Raw genomic sequence first — 17,588 nt, 5'->3', positions numbered from 1 at the left:
AGACAAAGAATCGGCTTTTTGCTATACTTGAAACAAGAATGAATGGAGCCGATCAATATGAATATAACATTAAACAAAAAAGGGATAGCCAAGTTTCGCAAACGCCATCCGCTGATCCAAAAAGAGGATCTAGAACAAGCTAAAACCAGCACTGAATGGGTCAACTTTGTCGACCCGCAGCAACAGATTTTAGGCGTAGGGTATCTAGGAGAACAAAACAAAGGCTTGGGCTGGGTATTGGCATTTGAAGAGACTGTCATCAATCAAGCGTTCTTTGAAGGCCGGTTTGCAAAAGCCAAAGGGAAGCGCAGCAGCTACTATCAAGATGACACCACGACAGCATTTCGCGTGTTCAATGGCGAAGGGGATCAAGTTGGTGGTCTGACGATTGATCTTTATGCGACCTATGCCGTTTTTTCATGGTACAACCAGACCCTCTATCAGCATAAGCAGGAAATCGTTGCAGCTTTTCAACAGATCTTTCCTGAAATTATCGGCGCAGCCGAAAAAATTCGTTTTACCGCAGATTTGCCTGAGTCGCAATGGTTATTTGGAGAAACAGCACCGGAACCGTTATTGGTATTGGAAAATGGCATTGCCTATGCGACCTACTTGAATGAAGGCTTGATGACTGGTATTTTTTTGGATCAAAAAGAAGTGCGCGGCCAACTTGTGGATGGTTTAGTTAATGGGAAAACACTATTGAATATGTTCAGTTATACCGGTGCCTTTTCTGTGGCAGCAGCCATGGGGGGCGCCAGTCAAACAACCAGTGTTGATTTGGCGAAACGAAGCCTAGAGAAGACACGAGAACAATTTAGCGTCAATGGGATCGATCCAGAAACGCAAAAAATCCATGTGATGGACGTCTTTGGTTATTTTCAATATGCCAAGAAGAAACATCTGCGATTTGATGCAATCGTGTTGGATCCGCCAAGTTTTGCCCGCAACAAAAAGAAAGTTTTTTCTGTAGCCAAGAATTATGGGGAGCTGGTAACTGACAGCTTAGCGATCTTAGCAAATGATGGGCTATTGATCGCTTCAACGAATGCAGCCAATTTACCGATTGGCAAGTTTCAAGAATTGATCGAGGACGCACTGAACGACGCACACGTGTCCTTTGACTGTTTGCATACTTACCGTTTACCAAGCGATTTTGCAGTCGATCGCCATTTTAATGAAGGCAATTATCTAAAAGTATTCTTTTATCAAATCCATAAGGAGTGAAATAGATGACAATAGAAATTCCGACAACTGAAAACGGCAAACAGCCCTTGATATGTGTGCCGTTGATTGGCACTACAAATGAAGAAATCATCAAAGAAGCATTGGCAGCACAAGAATCTCATGCAGATGTCGTTGAATGGCGTGTTGATCATTACAAACATGCAGCAGATGTACAGGCAGTTTTAGATGTGCTCTCTCATATTCGCACAACGCTGAAATCAAAAGTCTTATTGTTCACGTTTCGAACGCTGGAAGAAGGTGGCCAGCGGCCATATTCATTGACCCAATACAAAATACTTTGCAAGGCAGCAGCGGAATCCGGCTTGATTGATTGGATCGATATTGAATTGGAAAAAGCGGAATTTCTAGGTCGACAGTTTATAAAAGAAATCAAAGCAGCCAAAGTCAAATTGATTTTAAGCAATCATGATTTTGAAGGAACACCAGAAGATGCGGTCTTGATTTTGCGGATTGGTATCATGAATCAGTTTGGCGCAGATATCGGCAAGTTAGCGATGATGCCGAATCAAATACAAGATGTCTTGCGTTTAATGGGGATCATCACGAAGGCCCGCGGCTTTAATCAATTGCCTTTAGCGATTATGTCCATGGGAGATTTAGGCAAAATCAGCCGTGTCAGCGGCTCATTGACCGGCTCAGTGTTTACCTTTGCTTCTTTAGGCGAGGCATCAGCACCAGGTCAAATTCCCGTGGAACACATGCAAAGTTACTTAGATGAATTTGAGATCAAAATGGAATCATAGAGATAGAAGGGACATTATGGCAAAAAAGAGTCAAAAAACCAATGCGATTCGATTGGTGGAGCAACGTAAAATCAACTATCAAGAATATACCTATGCATGGTCTGAGGACCATTTAGATGCAACAACCGTAGCTGAACAATTGGATACACCACAAGCCATCTACAAAACGTTAGTGGCAGTTGGCAACAAGACGGGCCCTTTGGTGGCAGTAATTCCAGGAAATGCGGCTTTGGATTTAAAGAAAATAGCAAAAGTCAGTCAAAATAAAAAAGTCGAGATGCTTCATGTCAAAGAATTAGAAGAAACCACCGGTTACATTCGTGGAGGCTGTTCACCGATCGGTATGAAAAAATTATTTCCGACATTTGTTGATGCAAGTGCGGAGAATCTGAAGGAAATCATTATTTCCGCAGGCAAACGCGGATTACAGATGGGCCTTGCACCAGAGGATCTCTTGGTGTTGACAAAAGCCCAGTTTGTCGATATTTTGGCAGCTGAATAAGCAAAAAGCGCAAACCAAGTCGTCTTGGTTTGCGCTTTTTGTCGTCTGGCATCAGTCCGCCACGTTTAGATCAAAGACCTCAATATTTTCTAAGCCACCATAAAATGCATACCACGGTGTGGCATATTGTGTCAAAATGGCATTCAACTCTTCCACATTTTCTTTGCCTTTGGTATCTAACCATTCAATCAGCGCATCTGCCCCTTGTTTGCCATAGATGTCAACACTATCTCGCCAAGTGGCACGCCCCCCTAAGATGCCGGAGAATGTGGCGCCATGTTGTCCAGCAAAAATGAGTTCCTCTCGAAAGACATTTGCCGGCACACCTGCACTCAAATAGATAAATGGACGAGTGGCCGCTTCACTGGCTTCTTTAAAGTAGTTAGCCGCTTCTTCTTGCGTGTAGACTGCTTCTAAACCTTCTTTTTGATAGCCTTCAACCAAGTTGAATTGCACAGGTACCTCGACTTTCAAAATATCGATATGGTATTGGTCTTTGGTCAATTCTTGGATCGTCCGTATCACCTTGCTTGGCTTGATTTTGGCAAATGCTGGCGATATAGGATCTGTGATCTCATCATCATACACGATGGGCTCGACAAATAATGGAATATCAGCAGCTTGCGCTTCAGTGCCCAAACGTTCTAGGAAAGCATGTTTTATGTCCAATATTTCTTGTGGTTCATCAGGATTGTAGTAAACCAATACTTTCGCAGCATCCGCCCCTTTTTTGACTAGGCGTTGTAAAGATTCATTTGGTAAAATCTCAGGTAATCTGCCTGGCGTGTTGACATCATAGCCTGTTTTTTCATAAGACAAAATCAATCCAGCCTGCGGGTTTTTCGCTTCGATGCCCATAAATCCATATTCTTCATCAAGCAGAATACTACTGACATACTTGGTTAACTCTTGTGAAACCAACTTTTTGTATTCGTAGATATGATCCATTGTGAAGTTGTCAGGTCCCGTAGCAGCCTTCATCATTTTTTTCATGGAACCTCTTTGGTCGATCGCCAACGCGGCAATCACACCATCTGCATTGGCTAATTTTTGCATTTTGTCAAATTTTCCTCTGGACATTCGTTTCATGGCAATCACACTCCGTTATTTAGTTAGCTTAAGTGTACGCCTTCTGCAGAGAAACACCAACTGATACGCAAAAAGAGCCAGCCGTAAAGACTGGCTCAAGGAGCTAACGAAAGAATGAACTAATAGGCAAAATAACTAGCGGTTTCTGCGGCGTTCTTTCCAGAAACATGACCAGTACAAAAAGCTGCCGTAATATTGAAGCCACCTGTGTAGCCATTGATATCGATCAATTCGCCAGCAAAATATAGTCCATTGATTTTTTTGCTTTCCATTGTTTTGGGATTGATTTCTTTCAGATGGATCCCACCACCGGTAACAAATGATTTTTCAATGGGGAAAGTGCGGATGATATTGATCTCAAAACCTTTCATCAAGCCCGCAAGATCTGTCAATTCCTCCAGAGAAGTTTTTTCAGCAATTTTGTCCATCAAGCCGAGCCTTTCAATAAAGAAGCGCATCAAACGCTCTGGCAAGAACCCGCTTAGCGCGTTGTTGAGTTGTTTTTTCGATTGGGCGGCATCGTGAAGTTCTGTTGCTAAAGCAGTTACGCTGCGTTGTGGATAGCTATCTACAACAACGGACACAGGACCGTCTTTCAATGCGGTATTAACGAAGGAAGAACAGCGCAAAGCCGCAGGTCCAGAAACACCGAAATGGGTAAACAGCAAGTCCATCGTGTGGGTGACGACTGGTTTTCTTTTGGCATTCAAGACGGTCAAATCGATGTCTTGCAAAGAGATACCTTGTAAGGTTCTTTCAAGGATAAAATCATCTTCGGAGATCAAAGGCGATTCCGTGGGATAGAGTGGGGTGATCGTATGGCCCACTTTTTTGGCCATTGTATAGCCATCACCTGTGGAACCAGTGGATGGATAGGTCTTTCCGCCTGTTGTTAAGATCACGCTTGGTGCAGTGTACTCGTCTAGCTCTGTTCGGACACCTTGGATCTGTTGGCCATCGTGCAGTAGTTTCGTAACGACAGTATTGGTCAGTAGCGTCACACGCTGGTCATTGATTGCTGTGTGCAAGGCCTCCACAATGGTTTTCGATTTATTTGTGACGGGAAACATTCTGCCATGGTCTTCTTCTTTCAGCACGACCCCCAAATCATTGAAGAATGTCATCACATCAAAATTATTAAACTGAGAAAAGGTACTATAAAGAAATTTGCCATTCCCAGGAATATGTGCCACTAGGTCATCAACAGGACGATTATTGGTGACATTACAACGACCACCACCAGTGAGTAAAAGTTTTTTACCGATTTTTTTATTTTTTTCTATCAACAACACGCGTGCCCCTTGTTGCGCCGCCGTGATGGCAGCCATCATGCCGCTGGTCCCAGCACCTACAACGATGACATCGTAGTTTTTATTCATCATTTTCACCTCTGTTGCATTGTAACATATCCCATACAACTGCAGTAGAGCAAGCATCTTAAAAGGAATTGAAAAAAAATTCTGACAATTCGAAAAAAAAGCGTGCAATTTCTGAAATTTTCTATAAAATAGAGAATATCTTAAAGGAGGTAATGCACTATGACAAAAGCTTCAGCATATGTTCAAGACATTCAAACGAAAATCCATGATAGAGACCAGTACCAAACGGAATTTCTGCAAGCAGTAGATGAATTCTTACCGACAATTGTTCCTTTTTTGGAGGAGCATCCAGAATATATTGAATCAAATGTGCTAGGGTTGTTGACTGAACCAGAACGCTTTATCCAGTTCCGTGTTCCTTGGCAAGATGACCAAGGAAACTGGCAAGTCAATCGCGGCTACCGCATTCAATTCAACTCTGCCATGGGACCTTACAAAGGCGGATTACGTTTCCATCCAAGTGTCAATTTGAGTATTTTGAAGTTTTTGGCGTTCGAGCAAATCTTCAAGAACAGTTTAACTGGTTTACCCATCGGTGGTGGGAAAGGTGGAAGTGATTTCGACCCTAAAGGCAAATCTGATGCTGAAGTCATGCGTTTTTGCCAAAGCTTTATGACCGAATTATCGAAACATATTGGCCCAGACTTAGATGTTCCGGCGGGGGATATTGGGGTTGGCGGCCGTGAGATTGGCTACTTATTCGGTGCGTACAAACGATTAAAACAATATGATGCCGGCGTATTAACCGGTAAACCTCTAGATTTCTGGGGCAGCAAGAACCGGACGGAAGCAACAGGGTATGGCGCAGTCTATTTTGTCAAACATCTCTTGAAGGACTTAGACGAAGATTTCTCTGGCAAAAAAGCCATCGTTTCTGGTAGTGGGAATGTCGCTATCTATGCCATCGAAAAATTACAAGAATTAGGTGCGATCCCTGTGACATGTTCTGATTCATCAGGCTTCATTTATGACAAAGAAGGCATCGATCTGGCTTTACTGAAAGAATTGAAAGAAGTCAAAAGGGAACGCCTAACAGCCTATGCTGAGGCACGTCCTTCTGCAGAATACCACGAAGGCGCATCTGTCTGGGACTTTGATACAGAAGCGGAATTGGCTTTTCCATGTGCAACGCAAAATGAAATCAATTTGGAGCAAGCAAAAAGAGCGAAGAAAAATGGTGTGAGAGTCGTGTCAGAAGGCGCAAATATGCCCAGTGTGCTAGAAGCGGCAGAATATTTCATCGAAGAAGGCATCTACTATTGCCCAGGTAAAGCAGCCAATGCGGGTGGCGTAGCCGTATCTGCATTAGAAATGAGCCAAAACTCTCAACGATTGCAGTGGGAGAAAGCAGAAGTGGATGAAAAATTAGACGATATCATGAAAAATATTTATGAATCTTGCCGTGATACTGCTGAAAAATTTGATCAAAAAAATAATTTCATGCTGGGTGCCAACGTGGCAGGGTTTGAAAAGGTTGCTAAAGCAATGTTTGCCCAAGGACTTGTCTAAAAATACCTAACAGGCGATATATTAGGAATTACTTGAAAAAACTTGAAAAAAAACGTAAAGTAGATACTGTATGAAAAACTATTTTTTCAAGGAGGACAAATCATGTCACACATCAAATTTGACTATTCAAAAGTAGCACCTTTCGTCAATGAATACGAATTGGGTTACATGCAAAGTCAAGTCACAGCAGCAGACAAACAATTAAGAGAAGGAACAGGCGCAGGAAGTGACTTTTTAGGTTGGATCGATCTACCTAAAAATTATGATAAAGATGAATTTGCACGAATCAAAAAAGCAGCAGAAAAAATTCAATCAGATTCTGACGTTTTAGTTGTTATCGGAATTGGCGGTTCATATTTAGGTGCCAAAGCGGCAATCGATTTCTTGAATCATTCTTTCTATAACTTAGTTGGCAAAGAAGAACGTAAAGCACCGCAAATCTTCTTCGCTGGAAATTCAATCTCATCTACGTACTTGGCAGATTTGATCGATATCATTGGCGAACGTGATTTCTCAGTGAACGTGATTTCTAAATCAGGTACAACGACTGAACCTGCAATCGCCTTTCGTGTCTTCAAAGAACGTTTGATCGAGAAGTATGGTAAAGAAGAAGCCAACAAACGGATCTATGCAACGACGGATAAAGCCAAAGGTGCTGTAAAAGTTGAAGCTGATGCGGAAAACTGGGAAACATTCGTGATTCCCGATGATATTGGTGGACGTTTCTCTGTCTTAACAGCTGTTGGGTTATTGCCAATCGCCGCTACAGGTGCTGACATCGATGCGTTGATGCAAGGGGCTGCTGATGCAAGTGATGCGTATGCGACAGATGACCTTGAAAAAAATGAAGCATATCAGTACGCAGCTATGCGTAATATCCTTTACCGTAAAGGCAAAGTAACTGAATTATTGATCAACTACGAACCAGGCATGCAATATTTCTCTGAATGGTGGAAACAATTGTTCGGCGAATCAGAAGGAAAAGACCAAAAAGGCATTTACCCTTCAAGCGCCAATTTTTCAACTGACTTGCACTCTCTTGGTCAATATATCCAAGAAGGCCGTCGCAATATCTTCGAAACAGTCGTAAAAGTTGAAAAACCACGCAAATCAATCACGATCCCAACCCAAGAAGCTGATCTAGATGGATTAGGCTACTTACAAGGTAAAGAAGTTGATTTCGTCAATACAAAAGCGTTTGAAGGTACGTTATTGGCCCATACTGATGGCGATGTACCAAATCTTTTGGTGAAGATCCCTACGATGGATGCCTACACTTTAGGCTATACAATGTACTTCTTTGAAATTGCCGTTGCAATCTCAGGATACTTGAATGGCGTCAATCCATTTGACCAACCAGGCGTAGAAGCTTACAAGAAAAACATGTTTGCTTTACTTGGCAAACCAGGTTTTGAAGATCTTGCCAAAGAATTGAACGAACGTCTATAAGCGTCAAGACTCATCAAAGTCCCTGTCATCCAATTTTCTGGATGGCAGGGTCTTTTTTATTTCAAGCAGACAGTAGACGGCATTATGGCATGCATCAATGGTTTTCTTTTAAGCCGAAAAGCAATGCAGCTGACAATAACAAAATGACGAATGTTTGAATCATAGGCATGATCATCACTCCCTCATTGATTTTCTCTAGTGTAATACGAAAAGTCAGGACAGGCACGAACAGGGTTGAGAGAACGAGCGAACGAATTTGTCATCTAAAAGTGAGATAAAAACAGCGGAATAAAAAAATACTTTTTTTGTTTAAAAAGCGTTTTCATTCGCTTGTTTATTTGTTATGATAGCCTTAAGAAAAATGATTGTTTGAGGTGAGTATATGGAACAGATCAATATTGGACAAACCTATCGTTGTCAACCGGTGGGTACGAAAAAACACGTAGAAGGCACAATAGAGAAGTTATATCTGAATACAGCGCTGATTATTGTCACGGCTTGTGAAGAAGAAGACAAAGAGTGGGTATTTGAGTGCAATCATCGAATGATCGTGACTTTTAATAACATACACGCTGCGATCCATGCAGCATAATAAAAGCTGTTGATGCGATCGTACATCAACAGCTTTTTCCATTTAGCCAACCCCGATCACAAAGTTCAGCAGTTTATCTGAATAGGTCATCTCATCCATGTCGACATTCACTTCTTGATTCAATAGACCCATCTGATCAGTAATGATCCCATCTACCCCGTAGAAACGCATCCGACTAATATCATCTGTGTCAATCGGCGTCCAGACAAAGACCTCCTTGTCATCCGCTTTGGCAGAGGCGATGAAATTACGGTTGATCGTACTGAATTCCATTGTCAAAAAATCAGCGCTGGTAATAGGCGGTCCAACGATATTGAAAGGCATGATATAGCCAGTCACCAATTCTGGTGCTTGTGTTTTCAATTCTTCCACGACATTGTACGTCAGACTTTGCATGATATGTCCATTCGTGATCAAGTCTTCTTGGTATTGTGCTAAGAAGTTTTGGACAAGGGTATCGACTTCTTTTTTTTGTGTTTTGATCTCAACCAATAGTTTTTGATCCAGTTGATTAGCTAGTGCCAGATACGCATCAAAGGTTGGAATCTCAGCGGTTTCCCCGTTTTCTGAAACAGTTAACGATTGCGCGTAGGCTAGCGTCGATTGCTCCGGTTTTCCTTTGGCACCTGTCAATGTCGGAAAAGTAAAATCATGGTAAACGATAAAGGCACCATCACTCGTTTGCTGGACATCCATTTCCACGTAATCGGGATGATACGTTTCACTTGTGAAACGCAACGCTTCAAGGGAATTTTGAACGCCTTGCCCATTACTGACCCCACGATGAGAAATCGTGAGGGGTTTGGCACTCGCTGCTGAAGTCAGGTAGTTCATATTGTACAAACTCACACCTACACCAAAAAGGACGGTTATAAAGGTAAATAAGAATCCTTCTACCCCTAAAAATGTTTTGGAAGCCATCGGTTCTTGAATAAAGCTAGCCGGAATAGCCGGCAAAAATCCTTCATCATCCATAAAATCGACAATAATGTAGAAAATAGCCACCGTCGACAGAATGATATTCAGCAACAGAATAAACTGTAAGAAAGTCATAATAAAAACGGCGCTATATAAAGATGAGGTTGGGAAAAAATTTTCGATCAACGCTTGCAGTCCAATCAGCAAGCTGAAACCAATGGAAGAAAGCAAGAGAATACTGCCCCCGATAAAAACAAACTGACCAACGATTGCAAAGAAGCGGCGTTTAGTCACTTGCAGACTTTCCTTGATTGCTAGACGAAAAGGCAAATCCCTTAAAATCATTTCCGGTAAAGCAAAAATGACGCGGATCCCAAGATAGATCAGCAACACATAGATCAGTAAGACAGCACCAATAATGAGTACACGATTGGCAAAAATGAAATCCATAATAAAAGCCGGAATTTTGATTTTTGCCAATAAATCAGAATTGAAACTCAATCCGCCAATCGGCAATACCAGCAAGAAATAGAACAAGAAAAACAAAAACGTCATTGGTCTTAATTTTCTTATCTGCAACAAGGTCATCCGCAACAATTGTTTCAAGCTGATCGGTTGCTGTTTCTTAATGAAGTAAACACTCAGCAACAGAAAAGTGAATTCAAAGAATACCGCAACTAAAATCAAAAGTAAAATCACGGTCAAAGAGAACAACACCATCGGATGCTCAGTAAAGATACTCCCAACATTGTCAAATGACAAATAAGTGAAACCGCCGCGTTTCAGTACGAATTTCGTTGATGCCGATAGAATAGGGATCACCAAAAATAAAAGGGCCCCATGCATCAAGAGCACATCACGAAAATAAGCATCACTAGATTTTAGAAAATCCCATGTATTGATCAAACTGTTTTTTAAATAGTTCATATGCCTCATCCTAACAAAAAGTTGTTGTCAATTAGTATATAACAAATGGAAATAAAAAAGAACCAACTGCCAGAGAAGTCATCAACAAGCCCATAACAAGTTAGGTACTTGCGAGAGTTCCTCACAGTTGATTCGTAAAAAAGGGTAGGAGATCAATCAACCACCCAATAAACCTGTCAAGAATGTACCACCATAGATCAATGCCATGCTATACAAGAAAATAGAGATCGGTTTTGCTAATAGAATGATCAAGGTAAATTTTTTCAAAGAAATATTGGTCAAACCAGCCATCAAACAAAGTGCATCGTCCGGTGCGACAGGTAGGAAGATCGCGACAGCAAAGAGTTTTTCAAAGCGGCTTTGGTTGTCTAACCAGCCAATATATTTGTTGTAAGTTTTGTCACTGATCATGCTGAGAATAAATGGCTTACCATATCGCCGACCTAGCAAAAAGATAATGACTGAACCGATACAGATACCTACATAGTTATAAACAAAGCCCATATATGGGCCAAAGATCAAGACACCAGCTGCACTGGAGATTCCGCCAGGAATGATCGGTATGACGACTTGCAAGATTTGTAAACAGATAAAAATGATGGGTCCTAAGATCACAGAGTGTCCGACCAATCCCCTCAATGCATTGATGTCTTTAAACACACCTAGATTGATAAAATAAATGGACAAAGCAATCGATAAACCTAACCCGATGATTGAGATCATATTAATAATTCGACGAGAAGTTGCAACACTCACAGGACTTCATCTCCTTTATGTTTCATTAATTTCACTATACTGGGTGGAAACGAAAAAAGCCAGTAAAAGAAATGACATTCATCAAACAGTTTTGTAAGTTCTGTCTTGATTATAGAAGAATCCTTGTAAAATTGCATTGTACTAAAGTCTGAAATAATAAAAAATTATGATTTGAAACCGTTTCGTACTCAAAATCATCCTTTTCAACGGCTTATTATTTATTGAATAAGCGTTTCATTTGCCAATGCATGATCGACTTTTCTACAACATTTGTCATCATAAATCCCCCGGCGATCGCGCCTGCTGTGATCACAACGATCATCAGATTTTCCAAACCAACAAAATTGTCGCCTAAGGCAAATTCTCGCACCGCTTTATATGCTGGACCACCCGGTACTAAAGGGACTAAGCTAGGAATGTTAAAAATGATCATCGGCATTTTCTTTCGTCTAGAGAAAAAGATACTGACACAACCAACCGCAAATGCAGCCAAAAAGTTCGCGCTGCCGATACCATAACCCTGTTGCTGCAATCCCCAATAAATCAACCAGCCAATCATGCCAGCTGCACCAGTGGCAATCAATGCCCGTTTCGGGATGTTTGTCAGCACACCGAACGCAACAGTACTGAAAAAACTAAAAGCTATATGGATCAAAATCGTCATGAGATTCCTCCTAACAAAGTAAAGATCGTAGCAATCCCAACACCGATCGCCGCCGCAGTGAAGATTGCTTCCGTTCCTCGTGCCATGCCACTGATCAGATGCCCGGCTAGAATATCACGAAATGAATTGGTGATCGCCACGCCGGGAACCAAAGGCATGACAGCCCCAATGATCAAGTTGTCGACATTGACTGCGACCTGAAAATGGACCGCCAAGATCGACAAACTGCCAATCACCAATGACGCACAAAACATATCTAAAAAGCGGATGTCAATGCGTTTTTTGACCCAAATGGCAATCATAAATCCGATACTGCCAATCAAAAATGTCGGCAAAAAATCAATCCAGCCACCGCCGAAAATGATCATCAACGTACTGCTGACGACGCCTGCACTAAGGACCTGCAAGGGGAAAGAAAAACTCGGCGTGGTGCTGTTGACTGCTTTAAGCGCGTGATGCAATTCGATCAGTGAAAGCGATTTGGCCGCATATTCTCGCGACAAGCGATTGACAGCAACGATTTTTTCTAGATTGATCACACGGTCATGTACATTCTCCACTTGCGCGTAATGGCTGCTGCGCAAGCCCATGAAAATCCCAGTTGCCGTCACGTAACTAATGCTGTCAGCTTCACCGGCATTCGCCGCAATTCGATTCATTGTGTCCTCTACACGGTACACTTCTGAGCCATTTTCCATCATGATTTTCCCTGCTAACAAGCAAGTTTCTAATAGCAACTCTTTTGATTCCACCATCGGCATACTCCTTTGCTGCGCTTTTGTGCGCTTAGCATATATCTTCCTAAGTGTACAATTTCTTCTGCTTATGAACAAGAATGAATAGACAAACTTTTTAAACATAACATTGGGAACAAGTTTCTCCTAGATTTGTTTATATGTTTCTATTGATTCATTTGCATCTTTTTGTCAGAATAATAAATAAGATAACTAGTGGTGTGTTTCATTTTAAATTTTCTTTATTCTCATGTACAATTGAATAAAGAGTAAAAGGGGGATTTTTTTGATGCGAAGGAAGGTCTATACAAGAGAGCACATTTTGAAGGCCGCGTACGAATTGATCAACAAAGAAGGATTCGGTAATTTCACGGCGCGAAACATCGCGAAACACATGGGCATTTCTACCCAACCCATATACTTAGAGTTCAACAATATGCAAGACTTGAAGAACACGTTAGTAGAGGCTGTTTTCAAAGATTTATCAGAAAATGTTTTCCCCGTTGTTAGAACTGGAGATAAGCTTGTTGATTTAGGTTTGAACTATATTCATTTCGCTCAAGAAAAACATAACCTTTATATCGCCCTTTTTATCGATGATTATGGCGGTGGGGAAATGATGCATGAATTTTCATCAAACTATTTCAAATCACTGATTCTATCAGAACCGAAGTACAATGATCTTGCTGAAGATACCATAGAAGCGTTGCATAATGGTGTCTGGATCGTTGTGACAGGGATCGCTTCGCTGATGTCGGCTGGGATCATTGCACCGTCAGAAGATCAAATCATCAAAGTGATCAATGAAACGTTTCAAGGTGTTTTAGCCAAAACAGATACATATATTTTTAATCAGGCATAAATGAAGGAGAGATAACCGTTATCAACCTTGTTTTAGGAAGATTGAGAACGGTTTTTCTGCGTTTTGAAGCAATAGATAGGTCCAGGGGATTTTTTGAATTTATCCTTGACATTTTTAAAAAAAATAGCGAAAATAACTGTTATGGAGAGTTGGCAGAGTGGTAATGCAGCGGACTCGAAATCCGCCGACCCGGTTCATCCCGGCGCGCAGGTTCAAATCCTGTACTCTCCTTACGCAATATATGAAAAGAAACCAGCGAGGTATAAGAATTACTTATGCCGCGCTGGTTTCTTTATGTTGATATTTAATAAAAATGGCCTTCAATCAGAGAACATGGCGTCTTTCTATACTTATTTTTTTAAAAAAGCTGCTAGTAAAAACAATAGTGCAGGCAACCAGAAAAATTTCATGCTTATCCCTAGAATAAAGAAGGTAATGGCTACAGCAAAAAATGTTTTGTCAGCATCCTTATATGTATGGAATTTCATGATGCACCTCCGAATGTGTGCTATGATAGATAGAAGAAATGGCGCAAATAGCATGCCGCTTCTGTTTAATATATTTTACGATAACCTAGGAGGGATCACAATGGCTGAATACGAAAAAGATTATATTATGCGTGTCACCAAAACGGCGGTCAAAGGGTTGAATGTATTTTTGAAAGCAGATTCTGTGGATGCAATTATGCATGTAGATGAAGCCCAGACAGGACAGAAGAAAGAAAAAGCGTCGGCCAAAGCGGATGGATCCGCGGTGAAAGATCATGATGAAAAAGCGGAAAATTGAATAATACGTCCATAAAACACAAGAAAGCACCTGCTAATCAGTTTAGCGAGGTGCTTTCAGTACGAATCGGTTTCCTTCATTTGGATGAACTCCTTATGCAGTTTTATTCAATTCTTGTACAGCTTGTTCGATCGTAATACCTGTCGCAAAGTGATTCGCATTTTTCTTGTCAAAGACAATAAATAGATTCAACTTTGTATCAAGGGTTACCCGATATTGCATATCTGTGTTATAGAATGTCATTTGTCATTCTCCTTTCTTAATCGTTGAAACGAAAGGCAACGGTTAGTTGATAACGAAATTCCATTATCAGAATAGCACCTTTTTTTGATTTCGTCCAATAAAAACTGGATAAGACCAGTAATGATAAATAATTTCTTAAGAATTGCACAGATGTTTTTGTATTTCCAGATAACAGTTTTGTAAGGTGAGAACCCCGACGATCAAGCAAAAGATTGCTGTACGAGCATTCTTTTGCTTTTTATTTTTAGTGTAAATTTAAATTATTGCTATAATATAAAAAAACAACTATAAAGAACAGAATTTTGTGGTATGATATATCTTGACTGTAATGAAAATGTAATATGAAAACGGAAGTGAAAATATGTGCGGTATAGTTGGTTTTGTAAATACGAAAAAAGGTAAAGAGCCAATCATTCAAGAGATGATGGAGCGAATCATTCATCGCGGACCGAGTAGTGCGGGTCAATTTGTGGATGATCACGTTGCTTTAGGCTTTCGCAGATTGTCGATCATTGATTTGGCGGGTGGTTCCCAGCCAATTTTTAATGAAGATGGCAGCAAAGTGATTATTTTCAATGGAGAAATATATAATTTTCAATCGTTAAGGAAAGACTTGATTGCTGCAGGACACATTTTTTCGACGCATGCGGATACGGAAGTGGTTCTCCACGGATATGAAGAGTGGGGAACAGAAGTCTTGCAAAAACTGCGAGGGATGTTTGCCTTTGCCATCTGGGATCATGAGAAAAAAGAATTGTTTGGTGCCCGCGATCATTTTGGGATCAAACCGTATTACTTTGCGCAAATGAATGACACATTTATGTTTGGCTCAGAGATCAAAAGTTTTCTGCCTCATCCAGATTTTGACAAAGTACTCAATAAAGCGGCGTTAAAACCGTATTTGACTTTCCAATACTCACCCTTAAATGGTGAAACCTTCTTTAAAGGCGTGCATCGTTTACAAGAGGGGCATTACTTTATCTATAATCGTCACGGGTTGTCGATACAAGAATATTGGGATGTCGACTTTACGAAGAAACAATCTTTTTCGAGAGAAGAATGGGTCGAAAAAATTGATCAAGCCGTCCAATCCTCCATCGATGTGCATACGATCAGTGACGTGGAAGTGGGATCGTTTCTATCCAGTGGAGTGGACTCCAGTTATGTTGCGTCTGTCTTGCGCCCAGCACGCACCTTCTCCATTGGTTTTGATGACAAAACGTACAATGAAGCGATCGAAGCACGAAAACTAACGGAACAGCTGAATTTGACGAATACAGCAGCTGTGATCAATGGTGAAATGTCTTTCGACGCATTTCCCTTGATTCAGTATCATTTAGATGAACCTGATGCCAATCCAAGTTGTGTGCCTTTGTATTTTTTGGCCAACTTGGCTGCCCAGCAAGTACGGGTCGTTCAATCAGGGGAGGGTGCCGATGAATTGTTTGCCGGGTATGCTGCCTATGGGTTCCATACAAATTCCAAAGCTGTGCGTGTCTTCGCACAAGGATTGAAGAAACTCCCGCGGGCATTGCGCTTTAGCTTAGGCCGGCAAATCGGAAAAATGAAAAATTTTCATGGTCGTATCCATTTGTATGAAGCAACAGCACCGGCAAGAGATTTTTTCATTGGACAGGCGGAGATTTTTGAAGAAGCAGCAGCTGCAGCCATTCTAACGGCTGCGTATCAAGAGGCACCGACAGTTGCTGACATCGTTGCGCCATTTTATGATAAAGCAGATGGACTTCAGGATGAGGTCAATAAGATGCAATACTTAGATGTGCATCAATGGATGCCGAAAGATATTTTGTTGAAGGCGGATAAATTGTCCATGGCGAGTTCATTGGAGTTGCGTGTCCCTCTGCTGGATGTCGAATTGATGAATCTAGCGCAAACGATCCCTGCAAAATATTTGATCAATCAAAACAATACCAAAGACGTATTTCGTCAAGCTGCCAATCGGCACTTGCCAAATGAATGGGCCAATCGTGAAAAACTTGGCTTCCCAGTACCAATCAAAGCATGGTTGAAAGAGGGAACCGGGTATGCTGCGGTCAAAACATTGTTCAAATCTGATTTTGCAGCTGAGTTTTTTGATCAAACTGCTATTTTGCAATTGCTTGAAGATCATCGTAATGGGCAAGGTGAGTTGCAACGTAAGATTTGGACGGTATTCACATTTCTGACATGGTATAAAGTCTTCTTCATCGATCAAGAAATGCCCCAGCCGCAACAAATCGATTATGAAACAATCACATAAAAAGCGGAGGCTGTCATGAGCCTCCGCTTTTTTGCGATCAATCTTTCATTATAGTGCGAGATATTTTTCCAGATAATCCGCCATACCGTCTTCGCCGTTTGTTTTGTCGGTCACGTCATTGGCGACTGACTTCAACTGTTGGGTTCCATTTGCCATAGCAACACCCCAACCCGCATATTCCAGCATTTCTAAGTCGTTATGTTCGTCCCCGAAAGCAATGATGTCTTCAGGTCCTAATGACATCGATTTGGCAATTACAGACAGGCCTAATGCTTTGTGTACACCTTTTGGCACAATCTCAAGAATAGCTTGCGGGCCACCCCATGTGCGGACATCAACAGCGTCATCGAATTGGTCTTTGATGCGCAATGAAACAGATTCAGCTAGCTCATTTTGGGTTTTTACCAATAAAGAGGTGGGGTCTGTTTTCAAGTTGGACAGAAGATTTTTTTCAGAAACAGTGTCGTAAGAAAAGAAGTGCTGATCGAAACTATCTAATCGATCGATAAAAAAAGTTTCACGATTTTCAGCAGCAACAAAGGATAGACCAAGTTTTTCACGTTGTGCCATCAATTCAAACGCAATTTCACGAGAAACGGCATGTTCAGTTTCAGAGGCCCAAATTTGACGCGGTTTATGGACTAAACCACCATTAAAGTTAATCATAGGGGTATTCAGATCAAGGGCACGGTAGAATTGATCACTCATACGAAAAGGACGCCCAGTAGCAATTGTTACATAATGGCCAGCGCGAATAGCACGGCCTAAGACATCACGCGTTTTGGTTGATAGTTGAGATTCGGTATTTAAAGTAGTGCCATCCAAATCAATAGCAATGATTTTTGGTTTCAAAAATTTCACTCCATTCTATTGTGGTAGTGGCTTAAGTGTAACATATTTCTGGTATTTCACAATCTATGAAAGTTT

General features: G+C 41.2%; 17 protein-coding genes and 1 tRNA gene. 10 read left to right on the top strand and 8 right to left on the bottom strand.

The window, feature by feature from the left end; translation table 11 throughout:
- The first annotated feature begins 57 nt into the window (after positions 1-57).
- Genes ACYVRS_RS00150 through ybaK form a run of 3 tightly spaced genes read left to right on the top strand, consistent with a single transcriptional unit; the run spans position 58 to position 2,493 of the window.
- Positions 58-1,227: a class I SAM-dependent rRNA methyltransferase gene (locus ACYVRS_RS00150; protein ID WP_313538006.1), complete on the top strand. Its 1,170-nt coding sequence runs from the start codon at positions 58-60 to the stop codon at positions 1,225-1,227.
- Positions 1,228-1,232: 5 nt separating this feature from the next.
- A complete protein-coding gene (aroD, locus tag ACYVRS_RS00145; RefSeq protein WP_313538008.1) occupies positions 1,233-1,991 on the top strand; it encodes a type I 3-dehydroquinate dehydratase in 759 nt (252 codons plus the stop codon).
- A 16-nt stretch (positions 1,992-2,007) separates the two neighbouring features.
- Positions 2,008-2,493 (top strand): Cys-tRNA(Pro) deacylase, encoded by a 486-nt coding sequence (gene ybaK, locus ACYVRS_RS00140; RefSeq protein WP_312497778.1) that lies wholly within the window; start codon positions 2,008-2,010, stop codon positions 2,491-2,493.
- Positions 2,494-2,544: 51 nt separating this feature from the next.
- Here the strand turns inward: ybaK and ACYVRS_RS00135 are convergent, their stop codons facing one another.
- Together ACYVRS_RS00135 and ACYVRS_RS00130 are read right to left on the bottom strand one after the other, a co-directional pair.
- A complete protein-coding gene (locus tag ACYVRS_RS00135) occupies positions 2,545-3,582 on the bottom strand; it encodes a tagatose 1,6-diphosphate aldolase (protein WP_461198233.1) in 1,038 nt (345 codons plus the stop codon).
- A 119-nt stretch (positions 3,583-3,701) separates the two neighbouring features.
- On the bottom strand, positions 3,702-4,961 hold the full coding sequence (locus tag ACYVRS_RS00130; RefSeq protein WP_461202102.1) for a BaiN/RdsA family NAD(P)/FAD-dependent oxidoreductase: 1,260 nt from the start codon (positions 4,959-4,961) through the stop codon (positions 3,702-3,704).
- Between the two features lie 159 nt (positions 4,962-5,120).
- On the opposite strand from ACYVRS_RS00130, the gene gdhA reads away from it, so the two are divergent.
- The 3 genes from gdhA (at position 5,121) to ACYVRS_RS00115 (ending at position 8,511) form a co-directional block, all read left to right on the top strand.
- On the top strand, positions 5,121-6,470 hold the full coding sequence (gene gdhA, locus ACYVRS_RS00125; RefSeq protein ID WP_312497781.1) for an NADP-specific glutamate dehydrogenase: 1,350 nt from the start codon (positions 5,121-5,123) through the stop codon (positions 6,468-6,470).
- A gap of 102 nt (positions 6,471-6,572) precedes the next feature.
- Complete coding sequence (locus tag ACYVRS_RS00120; protein ID WP_054115353.1) at positions 6,573-7,919, top strand: glucose-6-phosphate isomerase; 1,347 nt, start codon at positions 6,573-6,575, stop codon at positions 7,917-7,919.
- 382 nt (positions 7,920-8,301) lie between these two features.
- Positions 8,302-8,511: a hypothetical protein gene (locus ACYVRS_RS00115; protein WP_054115352.1), complete on the top strand. Its 210-nt coding sequence runs from the start codon at positions 8,302-8,304 to the stop codon at positions 8,509-8,511.
- A gap of 42 nt (positions 8,512-8,553) precedes the next feature.
- Here the strand turns inward: ACYVRS_RS00115 and ACYVRS_RS00110 are convergent, their stop codons facing one another.
- The 4 genes from ACYVRS_RS00110 to ACYVRS_RS00095 form a co-directional block, all read right to left on the bottom strand.
- Positions 8,554-10,356, bottom strand: a complete 1,803-nt coding sequence (locus ACYVRS_RS00110) for a glycerophosphoryl diester phosphodiesterase membrane domain-containing protein (RefSeq protein ID WP_461202101.1) — start codon at positions 10,354-10,356, stop codon at positions 8,554-8,556.
- Positions 10,357-10,512: 156 nt separating this feature from the next.
- Positions 10,513-11,112: a TVP38/TMEM64 family protein gene (locus ACYVRS_RS00105; protein WP_312497784.1), complete on the bottom strand. Its 600-nt coding sequence runs from the start codon at positions 11,110-11,112 to the stop codon at positions 10,513-10,515.
- Positions 11,113-11,326: 214 nt separating this feature from the next.
- Positions 11,327-11,776, bottom strand: a complete 450-nt coding sequence (locus ACYVRS_RS00100) for a threonine/serine exporter family protein (protein ID WP_461198238.1) — start codon at positions 11,774-11,776, stop codon at positions 11,327-11,329.
- Positions 11,773-12,531 (bottom strand): threonine/serine exporter family protein, encoded by a 759-nt coding sequence (locus ACYVRS_RS00095; protein WP_461198240.1) that lies wholly within the window; start codon positions 12,529-12,531, stop codon positions 11,773-11,775. Before ACYVRS_RS00095 ends, ACYVRS_RS00100 begins: the two co-directional genes overlap by 4 nt.
- A gap of 268 nt (positions 12,532-12,799) precedes the next feature.
- Here ACYVRS_RS00095 and ACYVRS_RS00090 point away from each other — a divergent pair, with 268 nt between their 5' ends.
- The 3 genes from ACYVRS_RS00090 (at position 12,800) to ACYVRS_RS00080 (ending at position 14,158) form a co-directional block, all read left to right on the top strand.
- A complete protein-coding gene (locus ACYVRS_RS00090; protein ID WP_312497787.1) occupies positions 12,800-13,372 on the top strand; it encodes a TetR/AcrR family transcriptional regulator in 573 nt (190 codons plus the stop codon).
- A 143-nt stretch (positions 13,373-13,515) separates the two neighbouring features.
- Positions 13,516-13,603: transfer RNA gene (locus tag ACYVRS_RS00085), tRNA-Ser, on the top strand.
- Between the two features lie 357 nt (positions 13,604-13,960).
- Positions 13,961-14,158, top strand: a complete 198-nt coding sequence (locus ACYVRS_RS00080) for a hypothetical protein (protein WP_312497789.1) — start codon at positions 13,961-13,963, stop codon at positions 14,156-14,158.
- 93 nt (positions 14,159-14,251) lie between these two features.
- Here the strand turns inward: ACYVRS_RS00080 and ACYVRS_RS00075 are convergent, their stop codons facing one another.
- Entirely contained in the window at positions 14,252-14,401 is a 150-nt protein-coding gene (locus ACYVRS_RS00075; protein WP_162838221.1) for a hypothetical protein, read from the bottom strand.
- A 361-nt stretch (positions 14,402-14,762) separates the two neighbouring features.
- Between ACYVRS_RS00075 and asnB the strand changes: the two genes are divergently transcribed.
- The gene (gene asnB, locus ACYVRS_RS00070) at positions 14,763-16,661 is read left to right on the top strand and encodes an asparagine synthase (glutamine-hydrolyzing) (RefSeq protein ID WP_312543054.1); all 1,899 of its coding nucleotides are present in this window, start codon (positions 14,763-14,765) and stop codon (positions 16,659-16,661) included.
- A 48-nt stretch (positions 16,662-16,709) separates the two neighbouring features.
- Here asnB and ACYVRS_RS00065 read toward each other — a convergent pair whose 3' ends face one another.
- Complete coding sequence (locus ACYVRS_RS00065; RefSeq protein WP_461202098.1) at positions 16,710-17,513, bottom strand: Cof-type HAD-IIB family hydrolase; 804 nt, start codon at positions 17,511-17,513, stop codon at positions 16,710-16,712.
- Positions 17,514-17,588 lie beyond the last annotated feature (75 nt).

This window comes from Enterococcus salsurae, assembly GCF_054784955.1.
The sequence above is the reverse complement of the archived record's forward strand: the minus strand, read 5'-3'. Positions and strand labels throughout refer to the sequence as shown.

Excerpts from the sequence above, each read along its gene's own strand:
- ACYVRS_RS00150 (WP_313538006.1), top strand. The coding sequence starts at position 58 with ATGAATATAACATTAAACAAAAAAGGGATAGCCAAGTTTCGCAAACGC.
- aroD (WP_313538008.1), top strand. The coding sequence starts at position 1,233 with ATGACAATAGAAATTCCGACAACTGAAAACGGCAAACAGCCCTTGATA.
- ybaK (WP_312497778.1), top strand. The coding sequence starts at position 2,008 with ATGGCAAAAAAGAGTCAAAAAACCAATGCGATTCGATTGGTGGAGCAA.
- ACYVRS_RS00135 (WP_461198233.1), bottom strand. The coding sequence starts at position 3,582 with ATGAAACGAATGTCCAGAGGAAAATTTGACAAAATGCAAAAATTAGCC.
- ACYVRS_RS00130 (WP_461202102.1), bottom strand. The coding sequence starts at position 4,961 with ATGAATAAAAACTACGATGTCATCGTTGTAGGTGCTGGGACCAGCGGC.
- gdhA (WP_312497781.1), top strand. The coding sequence starts at position 5,121 with ATGACAAAAGCTTCAGCATATGTTCAAGACATTCAAACGAAAATCCAT.
- ACYVRS_RS00120 (WP_054115353.1), top strand. The coding sequence starts at position 6,573 with ATGTCACACATCAAATTTGACTATTCAAAAGTAGCACCTTTCGTCAAT.
- ACYVRS_RS00115 (WP_054115352.1), top strand. The coding sequence starts at position 8,302 with ATGGAACAGATCAATATTGGACAAACCTATCGTTGTCAACCGGTGGGT.
- ACYVRS_RS00110 (WP_461202101.1), bottom strand. The coding sequence starts at position 10,356 with ATGAACTATTTAAAAAACAGTTTGATCAATACATGGGATTTTCTAAAA.
- ACYVRS_RS00100 (WP_461198238.1), bottom strand. The coding sequence starts at position 11,776 with ATGACGATTTTGATCCATATAGCTTTTAGTTTTTTCAGTACTGTTGCG.
- ACYVRS_RS00095 (WP_461198240.1), bottom strand. The coding sequence starts at position 12,531 with ATGGTGGAATCAAAAGAGTTGCTATTAGAAACTTGCTTGTTAGCAGGG.
- ACYVRS_RS00090 (WP_312497787.1), top strand. The coding sequence starts at position 12,800 with ATGCGAAGGAAGGTCTATACAAGAGAGCACATTTTGAAGGCCGCGTAC.
- ACYVRS_RS00080 (WP_312497789.1), top strand. The coding sequence starts at position 13,961 with ATGGCTGAATACGAAAAAGATTATATTATGCGTGTCACCAAAACGGCG.
- ACYVRS_RS00075 (WP_162838221.1), bottom strand. The coding sequence starts at position 14,401 with ATGACATTCTATAACACAGATATGCAATATCGGGTAACCCTTGATACA.
- asnB (WP_312543054.1), top strand. The coding sequence starts at position 14,763 with ATGTGCGGTATAGTTGGTTTTGTAAATACGAAAAAAGGTAAAGAGCCA.